At 66.7% G+C, this 17,834-nt stretch carries 27 protein-coding genes and 1 pseudogene; 23 read left to right on the plus strand and 5 right to left on the minus strand.

Annotated elements, in window-relative coordinates; translation table 11 throughout:
- Nucleotides 1–33: 33 nt before the first annotated feature.
- Nucleotides 34–1,659 carry a terminase large subunit gene (locus tag AE618_RS12330; protein WP_054209364.1) on the plus strand — a complete coding sequence of 542 codons (1,626 nt, stop codon included), beginning with the start codon at nucleotides 34–36 and terminating at the stop codon, nucleotides 1,657–1,659.
- Nucleotides 1,660–1,700: 41 nt separating this feature from the next.
- On the opposite strand, the gene AE618_RS27970 is transcribed toward AE618_RS12330, so the two are convergent.
- The gene (locus AE618_RS27970) at nucleotides 1,701–2,324 is read right to left on the minus strand and encodes a hypothetical protein (RefSeq protein ID WP_156330237.1); all 624 of its coding nucleotides are present in this window, start codon (nucleotides 2,322–2,324) and stop codon (nucleotides 1,701–1,703) included.
- Nucleotides 2,325–2,549 (minus strand): helix-turn-helix domain-containing protein, encoded by a 225-nt coding sequence (locus AE618_RS12340; protein WP_248310846.1) that lies wholly within the window; start codon nucleotides 2,547–2,549, stop codon nucleotides 2,325–2,327.
- Between the two features lie 40 nt (nucleotides 2,550–2,589).
- On the opposite strand from AE618_RS12340, the gene AE618_RS12345 reads away from it, so the two are divergent.
- The 6 genes from AE618_RS12345 (at nucleotide 2,590) to AE618_RS12370 (ending at nucleotide 6,444) form a co-directional block, all read left to right on the plus strand.
- Nucleotides 2,590–3,051 (plus strand): S24 family peptidase, encoded by a 462-nt coding sequence (locus tag AE618_RS12345; protein ID WP_156330238.1) that lies wholly within the window; start codon nucleotides 2,590–2,592, stop codon nucleotides 3,049–3,051.
- Nucleotides 3,052–3,087: 36 nt separating this feature from the next.
- A complete protein-coding gene (locus AE618_RS12350) occupies nucleotides 3,088–3,798 on the plus strand; it encodes a hypothetical protein (RefSeq protein WP_156330239.1) in 711 nt (236 codons plus the stop codon).
- A gap of 89 nt (nucleotides 3,799–3,887) precedes the next feature.
- On the plus strand, nucleotides 3,888–4,322 hold the full coding sequence (locus tag AE618_RS12355) for a hypothetical protein (protein WP_054209368.1): 435 nt from the start codon (nucleotides 3,888–3,890) through the stop codon (nucleotides 4,320–4,322).
- 59 nt (nucleotides 4,323–4,381) lie between these two features.
- Nucleotides 4,382–5,635 carry a phage major capsid protein gene (locus AE618_RS12360; RefSeq protein WP_054209369.1) on the plus strand — a complete coding sequence of 418 codons (1,254 nt, stop codon included), beginning with the start codon at nucleotides 4,382–4,384 and terminating at the stop codon, nucleotides 5,633–5,635.
- A 3-nt stretch (nucleotides 5,636–5,638) separates the two neighbouring features.
- Nucleotides 5,639–5,914, plus strand: a complete 276-nt coding sequence (locus AE618_RS12365) for a head-tail connector protein (protein ID WP_054209370.1) — start codon at nucleotides 5,639–5,641, stop codon at nucleotides 5,912–5,914.
- Nucleotides 5,911–6,444, plus strand: a complete 534-nt coding sequence (locus tag AE618_RS12370) for an HK97 family phage prohead protease (protein WP_054209371.1) — start codon at nucleotides 5,911–5,913, stop codon at nucleotides 6,442–6,444. The genes AE618_RS12365 and AE618_RS12370 overlap by 4 nt, the downstream gene beginning before the upstream one ends.
- Here AE618_RS12370 and AE618_RS28800 read toward each other — a convergent pair.
- On the minus strand, nucleotides 6,402–6,710 hold the full coding sequence (locus tag AE618_RS28800; RefSeq protein ID WP_248310862.1) for a hypothetical protein: 309 nt from the start codon (nucleotides 6,708–6,710) through the stop codon (nucleotides 6,402–6,404). The genes AE618_RS12370 and AE618_RS28800 overlap by 43 nt on opposite strands.
- Here AE618_RS28800 and AE618_RS12375 point away from each other — a divergent pair.
- The 9 genes and pseudogenes from AE618_RS12375 (at nucleotide 6,609) to AE618_RS12415 (ending at nucleotide 13,031) form a co-directional block, all read left to right on the plus strand.
- Nucleotides 6,609–7,673 (plus strand): phage portal protein, encoded by a 1,065-nt coding sequence (locus AE618_RS12375; RefSeq protein ID WP_248310857.1) that lies wholly within the window; start codon nucleotides 6,609–6,611, stop codon nucleotides 7,671–7,673. The genes AE618_RS28800 and AE618_RS12375 overlap by 102 nt on opposite strands.
- On the plus strand, nucleotides 7,670–8,005 hold the full coding sequence (locus AE618_RS12380; RefSeq protein WP_054209373.1) for a phage head closure protein: 336 nt from the start codon (nucleotides 7,670–7,672) through the stop codon (nucleotides 8,003–8,005). The genes AE618_RS12375 and AE618_RS12380 overlap by 4 nt, the downstream gene beginning before the upstream one ends.
- Before the next feature lie 255 nt (nucleotides 8,006–8,260).
- A complete protein-coding gene (locus AE618_RS12385; RefSeq protein ID WP_156330240.1) occupies nucleotides 8,261–9,343 on the plus strand; it encodes a tyrosine-type recombinase/integrase in 1,083 nt (360 codons plus the stop codon).
- Nucleotides 9,344–9,372: 29 nt separating this feature from the next.
- Nucleotides 9,373–9,507: pseudogene (locus tag AE618_RS27975) on the plus strand (ATP-binding protein); the annotation flags it as partial.
- Nucleotides 9,508–9,642: 135 nt separating this feature from the next.
- Nucleotides 9,643–10,824 carry a phage portal protein gene (locus tag AE618_RS12395; protein WP_054209374.1) on the plus strand — a complete coding sequence of 394 codons (1,182 nt, stop codon included), beginning with the start codon at nucleotides 9,643–9,645 and terminating at the stop codon, nucleotides 10,822–10,824.
- Nucleotides 10,821–11,021: a hypothetical protein gene (locus tag AE618_RS12400; protein WP_054209375.1), complete on the plus strand. Its 201-nt coding sequence runs from the start codon at nucleotides 10,821–10,823 to the stop codon at nucleotides 11,019–11,021. Before AE618_RS12395 ends, AE618_RS12400 begins: the two co-directional genes overlap by 4 nt.
- Entirely contained in the window at nucleotides 11,018–11,215 is a 198-nt protein-coding gene (locus AE618_RS12405; RefSeq protein WP_054209376.1) for a hypothetical protein, read from the plus strand. Before AE618_RS12400 ends, AE618_RS12405 begins: the two co-directional genes overlap by 4 nt.
- Complete coding sequence (locus AE618_RS12410; protein WP_054209377.1) at nucleotides 11,212–11,757, plus strand: HK97 family phage prohead protease; 546 nt, start codon at nucleotides 11,212–11,214, stop codon at nucleotides 11,755–11,757. The genes AE618_RS12405 and AE618_RS12410 overlap by 4 nt, the downstream gene beginning before the upstream one ends.
- A 29-nt stretch (nucleotides 11,758–11,786) precedes the next feature.
- The gene (locus AE618_RS12415; RefSeq protein WP_054209378.1) at nucleotides 11,787–13,031 is read left to right on the plus strand and encodes a phage major capsid protein; all 1,245 of its coding nucleotides are present in this window, start codon (nucleotides 11,787–11,789) and stop codon (nucleotides 13,029–13,031) included.
- A 47-nt stretch (nucleotides 13,032–13,078) separates the two neighbouring features.
- On the opposite strand, the gene AE618_RS12420 is transcribed toward AE618_RS12415, so the two are convergent.
- Both AE618_RS12420 and AE618_RS12425 read right to left on the minus strand, forming a co-directional pair.
- Nucleotides 13,079–13,921: a S1 family peptidase gene (locus AE618_RS12420; protein WP_054209554.1), complete on the minus strand. Its 843-nt coding sequence runs from the start codon at nucleotides 13,919–13,921 to the stop codon at nucleotides 13,079–13,081.
- A gap of 65 nt (nucleotides 13,922–13,986) precedes the next feature.
- The gene (locus AE618_RS12425; RefSeq protein WP_054209379.1) at nucleotides 13,987–14,766 is read right to left on the minus strand and encodes a S1 family peptidase; all 780 of its coding nucleotides are present in this window, start codon (nucleotides 14,764–14,766) and stop codon (nucleotides 13,987–13,989) included.
- A 68-nt stretch (nucleotides 14,767–14,834) separates the two neighbouring features.
- On the opposite strand from AE618_RS12425, the gene AE618_RS12430 reads away from it, so the two are divergent.
- The 7 genes from AE618_RS12430 to AE618_RS12455 are packed head-to-tail and all read left to right on the plus strand — an operon-like array spanning nucleotide 14,835 to nucleotide 17,827.
- Nucleotides 14,835–15,407 carry a head-tail connector protein gene (locus AE618_RS12430; protein WP_054209380.1) on the plus strand — a complete coding sequence of 191 codons (573 nt, stop codon included), beginning with the start codon at nucleotides 14,835–14,837 and terminating at the stop codon, nucleotides 15,405–15,407.
- A 3-nt stretch (nucleotides 15,408–15,410) separates the two neighbouring features.
- On the plus strand, nucleotides 15,411–15,755 hold the full coding sequence (locus tag AE618_RS12435; protein WP_054209381.1) for a phage head closure protein: 345 nt from the start codon (nucleotides 15,411–15,413) through the stop codon (nucleotides 15,753–15,755).
- Nucleotides 15,752–16,162, plus strand: a complete 411-nt coding sequence (locus AE618_RS12440; RefSeq protein WP_054209382.1) for a DUF3168 domain-containing protein — start codon at nucleotides 15,752–15,754, stop codon at nucleotides 16,160–16,162. Before AE618_RS12435 ends, AE618_RS12440 begins: the two co-directional genes overlap by 4 nt.
- A gap of 29 nt (nucleotides 16,163–16,191) precedes the next feature.
- A complete protein-coding gene (locus AE618_RS12445; RefSeq protein ID WP_054209383.1) occupies nucleotides 16,192–16,602 on the plus strand; it encodes a phage major tail protein, TP901-1 family in 411 nt (136 codons plus the stop codon).
- A 10-nt stretch (nucleotides 16,603–16,612) separates the two neighbouring features.
- Nucleotides 16,613–16,984 (plus strand): gene transfer agent family protein, encoded by a 372-nt coding sequence (locus AE618_RS12450; protein ID WP_054209384.1) that lies wholly within the window; start codon nucleotides 16,613–16,615, stop codon nucleotides 16,982–16,984.
- Nucleotides 16,981–17,190, plus strand: coding sequence for a phage tail assembly chaperone (locus AE618_RS27340; protein WP_432704500.1), 210 nt, complete (start codon nucleotides 16,981–16,983; stop codon nucleotides 17,188–17,190). Before AE618_RS12450 ends, AE618_RS27340 begins: the two co-directional genes overlap by 4 nt.
- A gap of 37 nt (nucleotides 17,191–17,227) precedes the next feature.
- A complete protein-coding gene (locus AE618_RS12455; protein ID WP_082365219.1) occupies nucleotides 17,228–17,827 on the plus strand; it encodes a phage tail tape measure protein in 600 nt (199 codons plus the stop codon).
- Nucleotides 17,828–17,834 lie beyond the last annotated feature (7 nt).

Below are 17,834 nucleotides of genomic sequence, written 5' to 3' on the forward strand. Positions count from 1 at the left end.
TTTCAGATACTTAGCAGAACCGAGGCAGGGCAGATGGCACTCAGAGGAGTAGGAGCGAACCCGCTTTCGGGCCGGGGTAAGCTCGAACGCCGCGAAGTTTTGCCATGGTCGGTGCCGGGCCTGAGCCGTCCCGAGCGCGTCATCGCCTTCTGCGAAGATTTGCCGATCACGGCCGGCAAGCTGGCCGGCACGACGATGCAGCTTCGCGAATGGCAGCGGACCTTCATCCATGCCGTCTATACCGAGGACGCGGCTGGCGGCCGGCCGGTCCGCACGGCGGTGCTGTCGATGGGCCGCAAGAACGGCAAGACGCAGCTCGCGGCGGCGCTGGCGCTTTGCCATCTGCTGGGGCCGGAAGCCGAGCCTCGAGGCGAGGTCTATTCCTGCGCGCTCACTCGCGACCAGGCGGCGAAGCTCTATGCCGAGATGGTCGCCATGCTCCAGTGCCATCCCGAGCTTGACGACCGCTGCAACGTCATCCGGTTCACGAAGCAAATCGAGGTGCTGTCGGGCGAGGGCGCCGGCTCGATCTATCTGGCGCTGTCGGCCGACGCCGGCAGCAAGCTGGGCCTGTCGCCGTCCTTCGTCGTCTATGACGAATTGGGCAGCGCGCCGAACCGGGCGCTTTTCGACGCGATGGATACCGCGACGGGCGCTCGCGACAACCCGCTGATGATGGTCATCTCGACGCAGGCGGCGGCCGACCATGCCGTTCTATCGGAGCTGATCGACTATGGCTTGAAGGTCCATGCCGGCGACATCGTCGATCTGAGCTTTCACCTGACGCTGTTCGCCGCGCCGCAGGAGGCCGATCCGTGGCATCCCGACACCTGGCGGCTCGCCAACCCCGCGATCGGCGACTTCCGCTCGCTTGAGGACGTGCAGCGCCAGGCGTCACAGGCGCGGCTCGTGCCTTCGAAGGAAGCCGCTTTCCGCAACCTGATCCTCAATCAGCGCGTCTCTGCCGTCTCGCGCTTTATCCACAAGGCCGAATGGGACGCAAATGCTGGCGCGATCGATTTGGGCCGACTTGACGGCCGCGAGTGCTATGCCGGCCTCGACCTGGGCGCGACGCGCGACCTCACGGCCTTCGTCATGGTGTTTCCGGATGACAAGGGTCGCTTCGACGTGCTGTCGCGCTTCTTCATGCCGGAAGCCAACATCGAGGAGCGCTCGAACGAGGACCGCGTACCCTATGACCTTTGGGCCAAGCAGGGCCTCATCACGCTGATCCCCGGCGCGACGATCGATCCCGGCTTTGTGGCTGAGGCGATTTCCAGCGCATCCGTCCGATACCAGATCAATGCGGTCGCATATGACCGCTGGCGCATCGAAGACCTGCGGCGCGAGCTGGGCTTGTTCGGAGCGCCAGTGCCACTCACGCCCTTCGGGCAAGGCTTCAAGGATTTCTCGCCGGCCGTGGACATGTTGGAGCGCTGCGTCGCCGAGAAGCAGCTCCGGCACGGCGGCAATCCCGTCCTCAACATGTGCGCGGCGAATGCAGTGGTGACGCGCGATCCGGCCGGCGGCCGCAAGCTCGACAAGTCGAAGGCTGCGGGCCGGATCGACGGCCTGGTGGCGCTGGCGATGGCGCTCAGCATCTCGAAACGCCATGAACCCGAGGCGCTGCCTGCATGCCTCGCGGAACTAATCGCTTGAGCCATGCAAAATCTTAGGGTGACATGGTGTCACCCTAAGATTCAGCGCAGCCGGGCCGGGACCCCATCCTGTCCAGTACAATACTTGTATAAAGCCTTGAATGAGGCCTCTATATCGTCAAGCTCGCGGGTTGCGTAATCGGTAAATCCGTCACGGAAATCTTCATCTTCAGCATACTCGATAAAGCCATTTCTAACGTGCTTAAGTGTCGCGATCTCATCGACGGCTGGTTCAAGAGCTTTGTAGAGATCACTATCGAGCGTTGCGACCTCAAGCATAAAGCGAGCATCGAATTTATCTACGACATCAGCAATGGCGCCTCCCGAACGCTGTGATTTGCGATCGTCGCCTTTATCCCAGCTTTCGTATCGAAGCCCTCCAGAGCTTGCAGTATAGACCTTCACATATGTACGAATTCCCTCATCGACATTACGAAATGCACTGAGAGCATGCCTGAAAGAGCGAATTGCGCCCTGCAATAGTTCGAGCTCACGCCCGATGAAGTGCTTTATCGCAGCTTTCTTCCGTCGGTCTGCGCTACGCCTTCTTCGAGATTCCAGTCCTTCCCTCGCGGCAAAAACGATGAGAGCAACAACCGCTGTTGCGGGAAGCAGTACGCCAATACCTTGAAAGGTTTGGAAGGCAGCCGTGGCATATTCAAGCATTCAGATGGCCCTCAACCGCACGCCGGGGCCGCCGCCGTTCTGCGGGATGAACTCGACGCCGGCAGCCTCCAGAGCTACGCGGATCGCATCAACTGTGCGCTCCCGTAGTTCCTCACCACGTTCGAGGCGCGCGATCGTGTCAGGGGATACCTTGGCCTGCTCAGCAAGTTCGCGGACCCCAATCCCCAGGGCGGCGCGCGCCATCTTGCATTGAACCGCGAGCATATCGGAACCCTGTTACGATTTCGTTTGACATACCAGAAATTTGACGGTTATCGTATCCATGTTACGAAAACCGCACAAGGAAATTCCGATGTTGAACACCGCTGTTCGCACGGCTGGCGGAGCTATGCCCGCTGCCAAGAAAACTTCGACGATCTTCTGGCCCGACGACATGCCCGAGGTCTACGGCATGATCTGCGATGGCGATTGCCTTTCGCCTGAGATCACGCACGGCACAACACTTGTCTTCGACCGCGACGAGCCGGTGCAGGCTGGAGATTTCGTGGCGCTGTTCTGGAAGCCGGAGCACGTCCGCGACGGTGAGCACCAGGTCGCGGTCAAGCGCCTCGTCATCGGTCCTCCGCCGTGGGGGCGGTTCGGCGAAGCGGTCGGCGGCGAACTCGCGCCGATGATCGTCGTCGAGATGCTGAACCCGCCCCGGCAGTTCGCTGTCCGGTGCGACATGCTGCTTGGGCTGCACAAATGCAAAGGGCCGATGCGCTGAAACGTGAGGCTGGGAATAGATAGGCGTATCGTGCCGATGAACTTGACCTCGACCATTTATCGGTCTATGACACCGATGAACGGTCGGGGTTTTGGCATGGCACTTTTGAGCGAACTGGTAGCCACGTGTGAGGCGCAGCGGCTTGATACTGCCGCGACGCTCACCGTTTTTGCGCGGCGCTTGCGTGAGGCCGGCAGGGTGTCGAAAGCGGGGCGTGGTCGCGGCGCTGCCCATATGACCTTTCTCGACGCCGCGCGCTTCCTCATAGCCTGCGCCGCGACGGATCACCCCGAACAGGCCGCAGATGCGGAGTATCAGTTCAGCAACGCCGTGTTCTCGCATGGGCTGGACGGGACATCGTTCCATCTCGATGCGACGATTGCGCCAACTCTCGATATCGGCCTGGCCCGGCTGCTGGGGGCGATTGCTGACGGAACAATCGATGAAGCGCATCACGCAAAAGGATCGCCCTTCGCTCCGATGCTTTCCTTGCTTGTTTTCAGAGGCGGCGTGAACGCGAATATTCGCGTCCAGGGAAGCGAATACCATTTCAGCCATCCCACGCTTTCGGCGGTTGTCTCCGCTCCAGACTATTTGTCTCAAAAGCCACTTTCCGAAGCTTACGAGCGCGAGACCTATCGGTTTCGGAACGGCAAGAATCTCATTGCGGAGCTGAACGCGACGCTGCTGAGGGCGGTCGCGAATCTCATCGCCGGCAATGCCCGTGAACCTGCTTCCCCGTCGTGATGACGGCATGTCCCCGCGTCGGCAGCGCTGGCCCGATGGACCCCTAAGCCCCGTCGCGATGACGGCAACCCCCACGGAAGGACCGAACCATGCGTGACCTGATTTCCAACCTCGGCGCGAAGATCGCCATCCCTGCGGCGTCATACGACGCCGACAACACCCCGCCCGCGATCGACCTTCGCGGCTTCGACAGCGCCGCTTTCCTGATCCATGTGGGCGTCGGCGGCATCACCTTCACCGGCACGAACAAGGTCGAATTCAAGCTGACCCACGCCGATTCGGAAGCCGGCGCCTACACCGCTGTGACGGCAGCCGACGTGCAGGGCGTCGCCAGCGTCGGCGCGGGCGGCATCGTCAAGACGCTGAACGCGGCCCATGCCAGCCCGAGCCTCACCAAGGTCGGCTATGTCGGCGGCAAACCTTTCGCGAAGCTGCTGGCCGATTTCTCCGGCACGCATGGCGCGGCGACGCCGATCGGCGTGACCGTCGCCCTGGCCCATCCCCGCAACGCGCCGGTGGCCTGATCCCGAAACCAGATTGAACGCCGCGACGGCAGTCCAGTCCCTTAGAAGGAACCTGATCGATGAATCTGAACGACCTCAAAGAGAAGCGCGCCGGCAAGATCGCGGAGCTGCGCGCCATCAACGACAAGGCGATGAAGGCCAACCGCGATCTCGACGATGGTGAGCGCGCGTCCTTCGAAGCGGCAGAGAATGAAACCCGCACGCTCGAGGATCAGATCGGCCGCGCTGAAAAGCTCGCTGCCTATGAACGCCTCGAGGCGCGCGGCGAGCCGATCGACGGTGGCGAGATGCGCCGTGAGCTGCGCAGCTACTCGCTGTCGGCCGCGATCAATGGCGCGCTCACCGGCCGGCTGACCGGCCGCGAAGCCGAGGTGCATCAGGAGCTGTCGAAGGGTCGCGAGCAGCGTACCGGCAACGGCATTCATCTTGCCGTTCCGACCGAAATCCTCCTGGGCGAAACGCGCTCCCAGACGGTCGGCAGCGATCCTGCAGGCGGATACACCGTCGCCACCAATGTCGCGGCGGTGGCCGATCGCTTCCGTCCGGCGCTCAAGGTGCAGGCGATGGGGGCGACCGTGATGCCGAACCTCACCGGCTTCCTCGACCTGCCAAACCTGGCATCTTCGGGCACGGCGACATGGGTGCCCGAAAACGGCAATGCCACCCGCAGCGCCGCTGGCTTCGAAAAGGTCAGCATGGGGCCGAAGACGATCACGGGCGAATATCGCCTGTCGCGTCGCCTGATGCTCCAGTCGGGCGCGGCCATCGAAGACCTGCTCCGCCGTGACCTGGGCTTCGTCCTCGCTCAGGGACTCGACCTGGCCGCGATCAATGGCAGCGGCCAGAACGCCGAACCGCGCGGCATCCTGCAAACGCCCGGCGTTGAGAACATCGGAGAGGTTCCCATGACCGCCTCCGGCGTCATCGATTACACATCCGACCTCATCGCAGCGCTGGAACTCGATGATGTCAGCGGGACCGGCGCGTTCCTCACGAACCCGACAGTCATGAAGCTTGTTCGCAAGCTGAAGGACGCCGATGGCCATGTGATGCCGCTCGCCGAGCTATTCCATGCCCAGCGCGTGGAAGTCTCGACGCAGGTTCCCAGCACGATCGGGGCGGGCGGCAACAAGTCGGCGCTGATCTATGGTCAGTGGGGCGAACTGGTGATCGGCTACTGGTCGGCGGTCGATATTTTGCTGAACCCCTACCATCCCGACGTGGCTTCGAACGGTGGTGCGCTCCTGCATGCCTTCCTCGATGCCGACGTGGCCGTGCGCCACACGGAAGCGTTCGCGTTTGCGGAGTTCTGAACGATGATCGACCTTGCCGCCGCGAAATCACACTGCCGCGTCGATCACGACGAAGACGACGCGGCGATCACGGCCATGATCGCGGCGGCAAGCGGTCATTTCGAAAGCGTCGGCGTCGATATGTCGGCGGCGCCACTACCTGCCGCCGTGACCCATGCCGTCCTGATGCTGGTAGCGCATTTCTACCAGCATCGGGAGGCTGTCTCGCACACGCAGACGGCCGCGACTCAGATCGGCGTCGATCGCCTGATCCAGCCCTATCGCGAGGTAAGCCTATGAAACCGGAACGCCGCGCGCTCACGGTTGAAATCCGCGCCAAGGGCCGCAGGCTCGAAGGCTATGCCGCGACGTTCGGCAACCCGGCTGAAATCGGCGGGCGCTTCGTCGAGACGATCGCGCGCGGGGCCTTCGCCGCAACGCTCAGCAGCCGGGGCGATATTCTTGCCCTGGTGGATCACGATCCCGGCCGCGTCCTCGCCCGCACCCGTTCCGGCACGCTCCGGCTGTCTGAGGACAGCAAGGGGCTGGCCTTCGCGCTCGACGTGCCTGACACCTCGCATGGCCGCGACGTGCTTGCCCTGGCCGAGCGTGGCGACCTTGGTGGCATGTCGTTCGGCTTCACCGCGATCGACGAGCATCGCGATGGCGATCGGCGCGAACTGCGCGCCGTCGAGCTTCATGAAATCTCCGTCGTGCTGGCCTGGCCTGCCTATGACGGCACGATCATCCAAGCGCGCTCGCTCGAAACGGGCGCGCCGTTCCGGCTCTATGCCGAACGCACGCTCAAGCTTCTGGAGCTGTCCCGATGAGCTTTCTTGATCGCATCCTGGGGCGCGAGAAGCGCGCTGAGGCCCGCATCAGATCGGATGATCCGTTCATTGGTGAATGGTTCGGCCTGCAAGGCGGCGTCGGCGCACATGTCGATCCGCAGCGAGCCAGCGGCCTCGCTACGGCCGGCGCATGCATTTCGATCATCAGCCAGGCGCTCGCCGCCGTGCCGCTCAACGTCTATCGCCGCACTGGCAATGGCGGGCGCGATCGGGCGACCGATCATCCCCTCTATGGCGTTCTGCACGACATGCCGAACCCGGTGATGACGGCATTCGAGGCTCGCGAAACGATGCTCGCAAGCCTGCTGATGACCGGCAACGCCTATGCCGCGATCGATTGGAACGCGCGCGGACAAGTGACGGCGCTTCATCCGCTCGATCCCGGCCGCGTCGCTGTCGAGCGTCTGGAGAGCGGGCGTCTGCGCTATCGCGTGACCGATCGCGGCGGCCGGGTGCGTGTTTATGTCCAGGACGAAATCCTTCACCTCCGCTACCGCCTGGCGCGTGACGGGGTGATGGGGTTGTCCCCGATCCAGCTCGCCCGCGAGACGTTCAACCTGGCGCTCACGCAACAGGAGACGGCGGCGGGCCTGGCCGCAAAGGGCAACCGCCCTTCCGGCGCTTTGGTGTTCCCCAACATGCTCGGTCCTGCCGGCAAGGACGACGCCCTGACGAAACTCGGGGCGAAGATTTCGGCGAACAGCGTCACCTCGAACGTGCTTGTCCTGGATGGCGGCGCGGAGTGGAAATCCTTCTCCATGACGGCGAAAGATGCCGAATTCCTGGAAAGCCGCAAGCTCACCAATCTCGATATCTGCCGGATCTGGAGCGTGCCGCCAACGGCTGTTGGGATTCTTGACCACGGCACCTATTCAAACGTCGAGATGGAAAGCCGCGCGCTCGTCGTTCGCTGTCTGGCGCCCATGGCGCGGCGCGTCGAGCAGGCCATGAATATTGCGCTGCTGCCTGCCGGAAGCCGGCGAGCGCTCTTTGTCGAGCATGACCTTGCCGGCTTGCTGCGGGGCGACATGAAAGCGCGATATGAGAGCTATCGGATCGGCCGCGAGTGGGGCTGGCTAAGCCCCAACGAAATCCGCGGCTGGGAGAACATGCCGGAGATCGAGGGCGGCGAGGAATACCTGTCGCCGCTTAACATGGTCCCACTCGACGAACGCGGCAGCGATGCCGGCGGCGACGGTGCGGCATGACCACGGCGGGCGACCTTGATCGGCGGATCGTCATCGAGCGCTTCGTTGTGGTCGGCGATGACGGCTATGGCAATGAAATCACCGAATGGCGTGAGCTGGCCAGCATTGCTGCCTCACGCCTCGACGTATCGGATACCGAGCGCGTGGCGTTCGGTCGCCTCGTCTCGACGCGGGTGAGCCGCTTCGTCATCCGCGCTGCCGGGCCTCAGGCGAGCGTCAACGCCGTGGATCGGCTCGCCCATGATGGCCTGACCTGGGAAATCATCGGCGTCAAAGAGGCCAAGGATGGCCGAAACCGCTTCCTCGAAATCACGGCAGCGGCGGGAGGATAAGGATCGTGGCCGCGCAACCTCTCAGCTCAGAGCGTCCGCCGTCATATGTGTCGTGCAGCACGCTCGCGCGCGAGCTGGATGCCTCTGAATCGACGGTGCATGAGATGGTGCGTCGGGGCGTCCTGCCGCAGCCTGTGAAGCTATCCACCGGATGCGTGCGGTGGTGTTGGGCCGACGTGCAGCGCGCGCTCGGATCGCTTTCGGCGGGCCGTGCATCGCCGGCTGCCAACGATCCCTTCCTAGCGGGGGCTCGCAATGCCACGTCAGCGTAGCCGTGCGGCTGTCACGCTGCCCAAGGGCGTCCATCGCGTCGTCTCGCGCGGCCGGGAGTATTTCTATTTCCAGCCCGGGCGCGGCACCGACCATGCCGGCGAGCGCATCCCGCTTCCGAACGATCCGCACGCTCCCGAGTTTTGGAACGCCATCAGGCAGGCGCAAGGCATGATGGGAGCGGTGCCGGTCGATACGATCGGGGCGGTGCTGGACGGATATCTTGAGTTCATCAAGTCCTCAGGGCAGATCACTGCCGGGACGATCGACCAGTATCAGCGCTCGCTCAAGCTTGCTCGCACGGCCTGGGGGAACCTGCCGGCTAAGGGGCTGCGGCCTGTCCATGTGCAAGCCGTCATGGATGGCCTGGCAGCTACTCCCGGCAAGGCAAATAACTTCCTAAGCGCGATGCGGGCGCTTTCGACCTGGGCAAGGGTTCGTGACCACATCGACCACAGCCTGACGGAAGGTGTGAAGCCCTACGGCAAGGAATCGGGGCACAAGCCCTGGACGCCTGAGCAGATCGAGGCGGCACTGCAGCATCTCACCGGCATGATCCGCCGGGGCGTGATCCTCTACATGTATACGGGGATGCGGGGCAGCGACGCTGTCCGGCTCGGTTGGACCGATGTTGACGATGGCGGGTTCGCGCTCACCACTTTGAAGCGAAAGCGGGACGTGTGGTGCCCCATAGTGCCCGAGTTGGCAGCGGAAATGGCCTCTTGGGAGAAGCGGCCCGGTCCGTTCCTCTACCAGCAAGGCGGCCGGGCTGATGGACACCGCTTCACGCGCAAGATGTTCTCGACGCATTTCGCCGAGGCGCGCGACAAGGTGCCGGCCCTGAAAGGCGTAACTCTGCACGGGCTGCGCTGCACCGCCGTAATCCGGCTGCGTCGCGCCGGCCTATCGACCGGGCAGATCGGCGACATCGTCGGCATGTCGCTGCCGATGATCGAACGCTATTGCCGGTTTGCCGATCGCAAAACCAGCGGTCAGGCCGCTTTGCTCACGCTCAGGCGAACGAGCGAAGAACAGAACTGTAAAACACCTCAAAACAGTAAAACCTAAAGCCAACAATTCCAAAGCGTTAGGGCCACGAAGATGGAATGTGCGATTTCGGGCCGGGGGGCCTGAGTTCCGGCCGCTCGCCCGACCGGCTCGACGCGCTGGTCTGGGCGCTGACCCATCTGATGCTCGGTCCGAAGGGCCGGCCGCGGGTGAGGGGGATTTAGCAGCCAGGGCCGTCATTCTCGGGCGAAGCGAAGCGCAGACCCGAGAATCTCAGGACGAGAAGACACTGGTTTCCGAGATGGTCGGGTCAAGCCCGACCATGACGCTGCACCACAAGCTTCAACAGCGAGACCTTCATGTTCAATTTCCTTCGCAACCTGCGCGGTTCCGCCGCGCCGGAACGCAAGCGCTCGCGCGTCGGGCCGCTGATCGCGCTGCATGAGGCCGGTCGCCCGGTCTGGACGCCGCGCGATTACGCGGCGCTGGCCCGCGAGGGCTATGAGCGCAACCCGGTCGTGCATCGCTGCGTCCGGCTGATCGCGGAAGCCGCCGCGCAGACTCCGCTCATCGCCAAGGTCGGTGCGCGCGAGAGGCCGGAGCACCCGGCACTCGCCCTGATCGACCGGCCCAATCCGCGCCAGGGCGGCATCGCCTTCCGCGAGATGCTGTTCGGCCATCTGCTGGTCGCCGGCAACGCCTATGTCGAGGCGGCGAGCACCGGAGCTGAGCCGCGCGAGCTCTACGCGCTGCGGCCCGACCGGATGAGGATCGTGCCCGGCCGCGATGGCTGGCCCGAAGCCTATGACTACACGGTCGGCGGCGAGACCATCCGCTTCCGGCAGGACGAAGGCGCGGTGCCGCCGATCCTGCATTTGACCCTGTTCCATCCCGTCGACGACCATTACGGCCTGTCGCCGATCGAGGCGGCGGCCTGCTCGCTCGACATCCACAACGCCGCCAGCAATTGGCACAAGGCGCTGCTCGACAACGCGGCGCGGCCCTCGGGCGCGCTGGTCTATGACGGCCCGGACGGGGCGAGCCTGAGCGACGCCCAGTTCGAGCGGCTGAAGGCCGAGCTGGAAGAGAGCTTCCAGGGCGCCCGCAACGCCGGCCGGCCGCTCCTGCTCGAAGGCGGGCTCGACTGGAAACCGCTGTCGCTGACGCCGGCCGAACTCGATTTCGTCGCGGCCAAGGGCGTGGCGGCGCGCGAGATCGCGCTCGCCTTCGGCGTGCCGCCGCTGCTGCTCGGCCTGCCGGGCGACAACACCCACGCCAATTTCGCCGAGGCCAACCGCGCCTTTTGGCGCCAGACCGCGATCCCGCTGGTCCGGCGCACGGCGCAGTCGCTGGCGCAATGGCTCGGGCCGGCCTTTGGCGACGACCTCACGCTCGAACCCGATCTCGATGCCATCGAGGCGCTGGCCGAGGAGCGCGAGTCGCTCTGGCGCCGACTCTCGGCCGCGACCTTCCTGAGCGAGGACGAGAAGCGCGAGGCGGTCGGCTACGGTCGGGTGCCGACGGGCGGAGGAACACCATGAACCTGCTCGAACAGATCGTCACCGCCTTCGTCGGGCGCGCCGATGTCGGCCATCTCGGCCTGCTGCTCTGGGCCGCGACGGCATCAGCCGCCGCCTGGTTCGTGATGCGCGAACTTTCCGCCGCCAACCGGCGCTTCGACGAGTTCGTCCGCGAACTCAACCGCTTCAACGCCCGCCATGAAGGGGACCAGCCATGACACGCGTCAGCGAGAAGAAGCCGTCGCCGCCGCCATCCTCCGGTACGGGGCGGTCGCAGCCGCAGAAGCCGGCGCGCTTGCCTGCGAATACCGAGACCTTTGGTCGTTTCCTGCGCAACCTGGCCCGGCTGGAAGGAGGGGCCGGCCGGCTCGGCAAGGCCGGGCACCACAACAATGGGGAGGGCGGGCGATGAGGCGTCCGTTCCCGGCCGGCCCCTTTGCCTGCGAAGCCAAGTTCCTGGCGCTGCCCCCGGCGCGGATCAGGCCAGACGGCCTGTTCGAGGGCTATGCCAGCCTGTTCGGCATCGCCGATCTCGGCAAGGACGTGGTCGAACGCGGCGCCTTCCGCGACAGCCTCACCAGGCGCGGGCCGGCCGGCGTCAAGCTGCTCTGGCAGCATGATCCGGCCGAGCCGATCGGCCGCTGGATCGCGCTCACCGAGGATTCGCGGGGACTTTTCGTCAGGGGCCAGCTTTCGCTCGCCGTGGCGCGCGCTCGCGAAATCCACGCGCTGATGCGGGAGGGCGCGATCGACGGCCTCTCGATCGGTTTCCGCTCCGAAAAGGCCCGCACCGAGCCGCGCAGCGGCCTGCGCCGGCTCGAGCGGATCGACCTCTGGGAAATCTCGATCGTCACCTTCCCGATGCTGCCGCAGGCGCGCGTCTCCGCCGTCAAGGCGCTGCGCGCCGCGCAGGCCGTGACCCAGGCCGCTTTCACCCACGCCGACTTCGCCTGATTCCCAACCGTTCCACCCGAGGAGAGACCATGACCACTGCCAACCACGCTCCCGAAAGCAAGGCGGCCGGCGCCGATCTGTCGCTGGCCTTCGACGACCTGCGCTACACGCTGGAGAGCTACCGCGTCAGCAATGACGAGCGCCTGGCTGAGATAGAGACCCGCCGCGGCATCGATCCGCTGACCGAGGAGAAGATGGCGCGGATGGATACCGCGCTCGACGACGCCATGCGCCGCATCGACCGTCTGACGCTCGACCGCAGCCGCCCGGCGCTCGGCCGCGACGAGCCGCGAGATCCCGTGGTCGCCGAGCACAAGGCTGCTTTCGCGGCCTATGTCCGCAGCGGCGAGGCGGGCGGGCTGAAGCGGCTGGAGGGCAAGGCGCTCTCGGCCGGTTCCGGTCCCGATGGCGGCTATCTCGCGCCCTCGACCGTCGAGAGCGAGATCCTGCGGCGCCTCGCCAGCGTCTCGCCGATCCGCTCGATCGCGACGGTGCGGACGATCTCGTCGGGCACCTACAAGAAGGCATTCTCGACCACCGGCCCGGCCTCCGGCTGGGTCGCGGAAGCAGCCGCTCGCCCGCAGACCGGCACGCCTGCGCTGGCCGAGCTCTCCTTCCCGGCGATGGAGCTCTATGCCATGCCGGCGGCGACGCAGACCCTGCTCGACGACGCGATCGTCAATATCGACCAGTGGATCGCCGAAGAGGTCGAGAGTGCGTTTGCCGAACAGGAGGGCGCCGCCTTCGTCATCGGCGACGGCATCGACAAGCCCAAGGGCTTTCTGGCCTATCCGACGGTGGCCGAGGCGAGCTGGAGCTGGGGCAATATCGGCGTGCTCAACACCGGCGTCGCTGGCAGTTTCGCGGCATCCAACCCTTCCGACATCCTGGTCGATCTCGTCTATGCGCTGAAGGCCGGCTATCGCCAGAACGCCTCCTTCGTGATGAACCGCAAGACGCAAGCCACCGTCCGCAAGTTCAAGGACTCGACGGGCCAGTATCTCTGGCAGCCGCCGAGCTCGGTCGGCGCGCCGGCGACGCTGCTCGGCTTCCCGCTGGTCGAGGCGGAGGACATGCCCAACATCGCCAACAACGCGGTCTCGCTCGCCTTCGGCGATTTCCGGCGCGGCTATCTCGTGGTCGACCGGGCGGGCGTGCGCATCCTGCGCGATCCCTACTCCGCCAAGCCCTATGTGCTGTTCTACACGACCAAGCGCGTCGGCGGCGGCGTGCAGGACTTCGCGGCGATCAAGGGGCTGAAGTTCGCGGTCTGAGCGAACTCGGCCGGCGATGCGGCGGGATGGGGCATCGTGCCCCGTCCTCAGCGTGCGAACCACCAGCTGTAGCCCGCGGCCGGTGCGCGAATCGCATCCTGCCGCTGCTGGGTATCCAATGCGAGCAGACGGGCCGCGGCCTCGGTAATCCAGCTGCGGTGCTCGCTGATGGGCGTGATCGCGGTGAATCCGCCGCAAATGCTGCGAATACGCGAACTCAACGGGCCGCTCGACCAGCTGACGATGCCGACGAGGTCTCGCGAATGTGAATCTCCGCGCAGCACGGGGCCACCTGAATCACCACGGCAGGCGCCGGCGCCCGGGCTTTCGCCCTTGGCGTCGGCATCGACCGCGACCTTGACGGTGTTTTGCGTGGTGTAGTTGCCGGCATTGACCAGGCGGGTCTCGCGCAGGCGTCGCGCCGTCGACTTGTTGGTCTCGATCGAGAGGCCGAAGCCCGCCATGGTCACGCTCTCGCCCTGCCAGAGCCCGCCGCCCAGCGTCACCGGCTCGATGTCTGCAGGCAGCGGCGCGGCCAGGCGCAGCATGGCGAGATCGGCGCCGGGCTGGGTGCGCGGCGTCGTGCCGGGCACGAAGGTCGGATGCGGCAGCACCGCGACGACGGCATGGCGTCGGGCGCGGAAACGCGGGTCCAGGCTGACCACGCTGACCGCGCCGCCGCCCATCAGGCAGTGAGCCGCCGTCAGGACGAGTTCCGGCGCGATGACGGCGCCCGAGCAGAGCTCGCCGCGGCTGGTTTCGACCCGCAGCGTCGAGGCCCGTGCCCCGCGCACGTCGCGCGAGGTCGTGCCGCCGACGACGGCCAAGGCCGGCGAAGCGATCGCGACGAGCGCGGTGGCGAGAACGAAGGCAGATGCACGCGATGTCATGAGCAGGACCAGATGGACGAACCGTTTCAATCTATGGGTTGGCGCGCCGCAGTCCAGCCTTTCCGTCAGCGGCCTTGTGTCCAGGAGGCGCTCTGGCCCCATCGCGACAGCGTGCCGTCGATCCAGCTGCGCTGCGGCGCGACCAGCACGCCCTGGCTCAGAAGGCCGCAGCTCTTGCCCGCAGGGCCGGTCGACCAGCTCGTGACGGCGACGATCGCGCCATCGGCTGATGTCATCGGGCCGCCGGAATCGCCCTGGCAGGCGCCTGGGCCGGGGCGCTTGCCGGCGCCTCCCGCATCCGTCGCCCAGAGCAGGATCCGTCCGGGGCCGTAGGGCTCGATGGCGACCAGATCGGCCGAGCGATAGAGCCCGGTGCTGCGCGCCTCGCCTTCGCGCGCCACGCCATAGCCGGCCAGCGCAACGGCTGCTCCGGCGCGCGGCGCGGGACCATCGACCAGCGCGGCCGGGACGAAACGTGACGGCAGCGCCTCGCCAAGCCGGATCAGCGCGAGATCGATCGAGCGCTGCCGCGCCGCGACGGCGTTGGCCCTGAATTCGGGATGGACCGCGACGGAGGCCGGCGCGATCAGCACCGGCTCGCCGCCGCCATCCTTCCAGTGGATGCGCAGCTCCGTGCCGCCTGCGGCGCAATGAGCGGCGGTCAGGATCGTCCGCGCCGACAGGACGATGCCGGTGCAGACGCCGCCGCGCGCATTCAGGACCATCAGCGTCGAGCCGGCGCCAGGCCCGCCCTCGCGGCCGCCGACGACGGAGCTGGCCGGGCTCGCGGCCAGTGCAAGGCCGCAAGCGAACGCGGCCAAGGCGATCAAACGTCCGACGCGCATCGGCGCTCCTCCTGAAGGGAGCGCTGGATACCGCGTCACCCCTCGGAATTGAACCCTGAATCGGAGCGATGATGACACCGCTTGCCCTGACCCCGCCGGCGCAGGAGCCGGTCTCGCTCCCGGAAGCCAGGATGTTCCTGCGCCTCGACCAGACGGACGAGGACGAACTGCTGGGCACCCTGATCACGGCCGCGCGCCTCATGGTTGAGGCGGCGTCAGGCCGTTGCCTGGTCGATCAGGCCTGGCGCATCGTCATCGACCGCTGGCCCGACAGTGGCGAGATCCGCCTGCCGCTCTCGCCGCTCAGTGCGATCACCGCCGCGCGCGTCTATGACGTGCTGGGCGCGGCGCAGGACGTCGCCCCCGGCGCCTTGCAGCTCGACACGGCCGCCGATCCGCCGCTGGTGCGGATCGTGGCGGAGGTGCCCGAGATTGGCCGATCCCGTAGCGCGATCGAGATCGACGTCGTCGCCGGCTTCGGCGCAACGGCCGCCGCCGTACCGGCGCTGCTGCGGCAGGCGGTGCTGCGGCTGGCCACGCGCTGGTTCGAGCGGCGCGGCGATGTCGTCGGCCGCGATGCGCAGGCACTGCCGCCCGAGATCATGGCGCTGATCGCGCCGTTTCGCCGCGCGAGGCTTTGAGCCATGGCGGAACAGCGAGGCGAGGGCGCGACGATCGGCGCGCTGCGGCGTCGGCTCGTGCTCGAGGCAGCCGTGACGGCGCCCGACGGGCTCGGCGGGACGACGCAGACCTATGACACGGTGGCCGCGCTCTGGGCGCAGGTCGAATTTCTGTCGGGCCGCGAGCATTGGCGCCGGGGCAGGCCGGAACAGGCCGCCACCCATCGCGTCACCATGCGCTGGCGCCCCCATGTCGATGCAGGCCAACGCCTGCGCGACGGCGAGCGCATCTTCGACATCCGCGCGGTCGCCGATCCCGATGGCAGCCGGCGACGGCTGGTCTGCCTGGTGCAGGAGATCACGCCATGAGCGACGCAATCCCCGCATTGCGTGCCGCGATCCAGGCGCGGCTCGAATCCGACGCTGGCCTCACGGCACTGCTCGGCGCCGGCCGCATCCATGACGAGGCGCCGCGCGCCGCGCGCGGCGTCTATGTCGTCCATGGCGATATCGAGGCGCGCGACTGGTCGACCGGCAGCGACAGCGGCTGCGAACAGGATCTCGGCCTCACCGTCTGGGCTGCCGAAAGCAGCTCGTCGCGTCAGGCGCTGGAGGCGGCGGCACTCGTCGTCGGGGCGCTGAACGAGGCGCCGCTGACGCCGGCCGGGCACGCCTTGATCAACCTGCGCTGGCAATCGAGCCGGCTGGCGCGCGACCCAGCGACCGGGCTCGCCTTCGTGGCGATCCGCTTCCGCGCCGTGACCGAGACGCTCTGATTCCCTGAACACTGACAAGGAGACGCCGGATGTCGGCACAAAAAGGCAAGGACCTGCTGCTCAAGGCAGCGGATGCGGATGGGGCCTTCGTCACGGTCGCAGGCCTCCGCGCCCGCCAGATCGCCTTCAACGCGGAAACGGTGGACGTGACCCATTCCGAATCGGCCGGTCGCTGGCGCGAATTGCTCGCCGGTGCGGGCATGCGGCGCGCCGCGATCAGCGGCGCCGGCATCTTCAAGGACGAGGCGTCGGACGCGCTGGTGCGCCAGATCTTCTTCGATGGGGCGATCCGCGACTGGCAGGTGATCGTGCCCGATTTCGGCACCGTCACCGGCGCGTTCCAGCTGTCGAGCCTGGAATATCGCGGCGACCATGCCGGCGAGGTCACCTTCGACCTCTCGCTGGAATCGGCCGGCCAGCTCGCCTTCACACCGCTTTGAGGAGCCGGTCATGATCAACCGCTACCGGGGCGAGACCGCCCTGATGGTCGAGGGCGAGCCGCGGCCGATGCGCCTGACGCTGGGCGCTCTAGCCGAGCTCGAGCACGCCTTCTCCGTCGACAGCCTCCCCGCCCTGGGTGAGCGCTTCGCCGGAGGGCGGCTCTCGGCGCGCGACGTGACGCGCATCCTGACGGCGGGCCTGCGTGGCGCCGGCGGCAGGGTCAGCGAGGACGAGGTCGCGGCGCTGGCCTTCGATGGCGGCCTGAACGGGGCGATCAAGGCGGCGATCGGGCTGCTCGACGCAACCTTCGGCGATCCGGCCGAGGCCTCGGCTGCGGAGGCCGGGGACGTCAGCCGCCCTCCGCAGCCGCCGGCGACCTGAGTCAGCCGGCGGCGCCAACGCCCTTTCCCTGGCGCGAGGTCATGGCCTTCGGACTCGGCCGGCTCGGCTGGCCGCCGGACGCCTTCTGGGCCGCGACGCCGCGCGAGATCGGCGCCGCGCTGCGGGCTCACCAGCGGGCCGATGCCGACGCCGCGCCAGGTCGGGAGGCGCTTCACGCGCTGATGGCCGCCCATCCCGACGCCTGACGCAGGCGTCCCACGATCCCAGAATGCGAGGTTCGCCATGCCTGAAGACGACGTCGTCCTGTCCTCCCGCTTGTCCGACATGCGGGCGCTCGGATCGCTGACGCAAAGCCTCAGCAAATCCGCCGACAGCTTCGGCAAGTCGATCACCAACGCCTTCGCCAAGGGCATCATCGAGGGCAAGCGCTTCGAGGACGTATTGCGCAGCGTCGGCCGCTCGATCACCGAGACGCTGCTGAAATCGGCGCTGAAGCCGCTTCAGACCGGGCTGTCGAGCCTGCTCGGCACCGGGCTGAAGAGCCTGACGGGCTTATTCACAGGCGGCCTGGGCGGCTTCGGTGGCGGCGGCGGTGTGCCGGTGATGCCTTTCGCCGAGGGTGGCGTCATCGCTTCGCCCGCCTTCTTCCCAATGGGACGAGGTCTCGGCCTGATGGGCGAGCGCGGCGCGGAGGCGATCCTGCCGCTGTCGCGCGGTGCCGACGGCCGGCTGGGCGTGCGCGCCTCGGGGCAGCAGGAGCGCCGGGCGCTCAGCGTCGTCGTTCAGGTCTCCACGCCCGATGCCGACAGCTTCCGCCGCTCGGAGGCGCAGGTCTCCGCCGCGATCGCACGGGCCGTGGCCCGCGGCAGCCGCGCCCTGTGAGAGGCCA

It is taken from the genome of Allobosea vaviloviae (assembly GCF_001298265.1).
In the GTDB taxonomy this organism is placed as follows: domain Bacteria; phylum Pseudomonadota; class Alphaproteobacteria; order Rhizobiales; family Beijerinckiaceae; genus Allobosea; species Allobosea vaviloviae_B.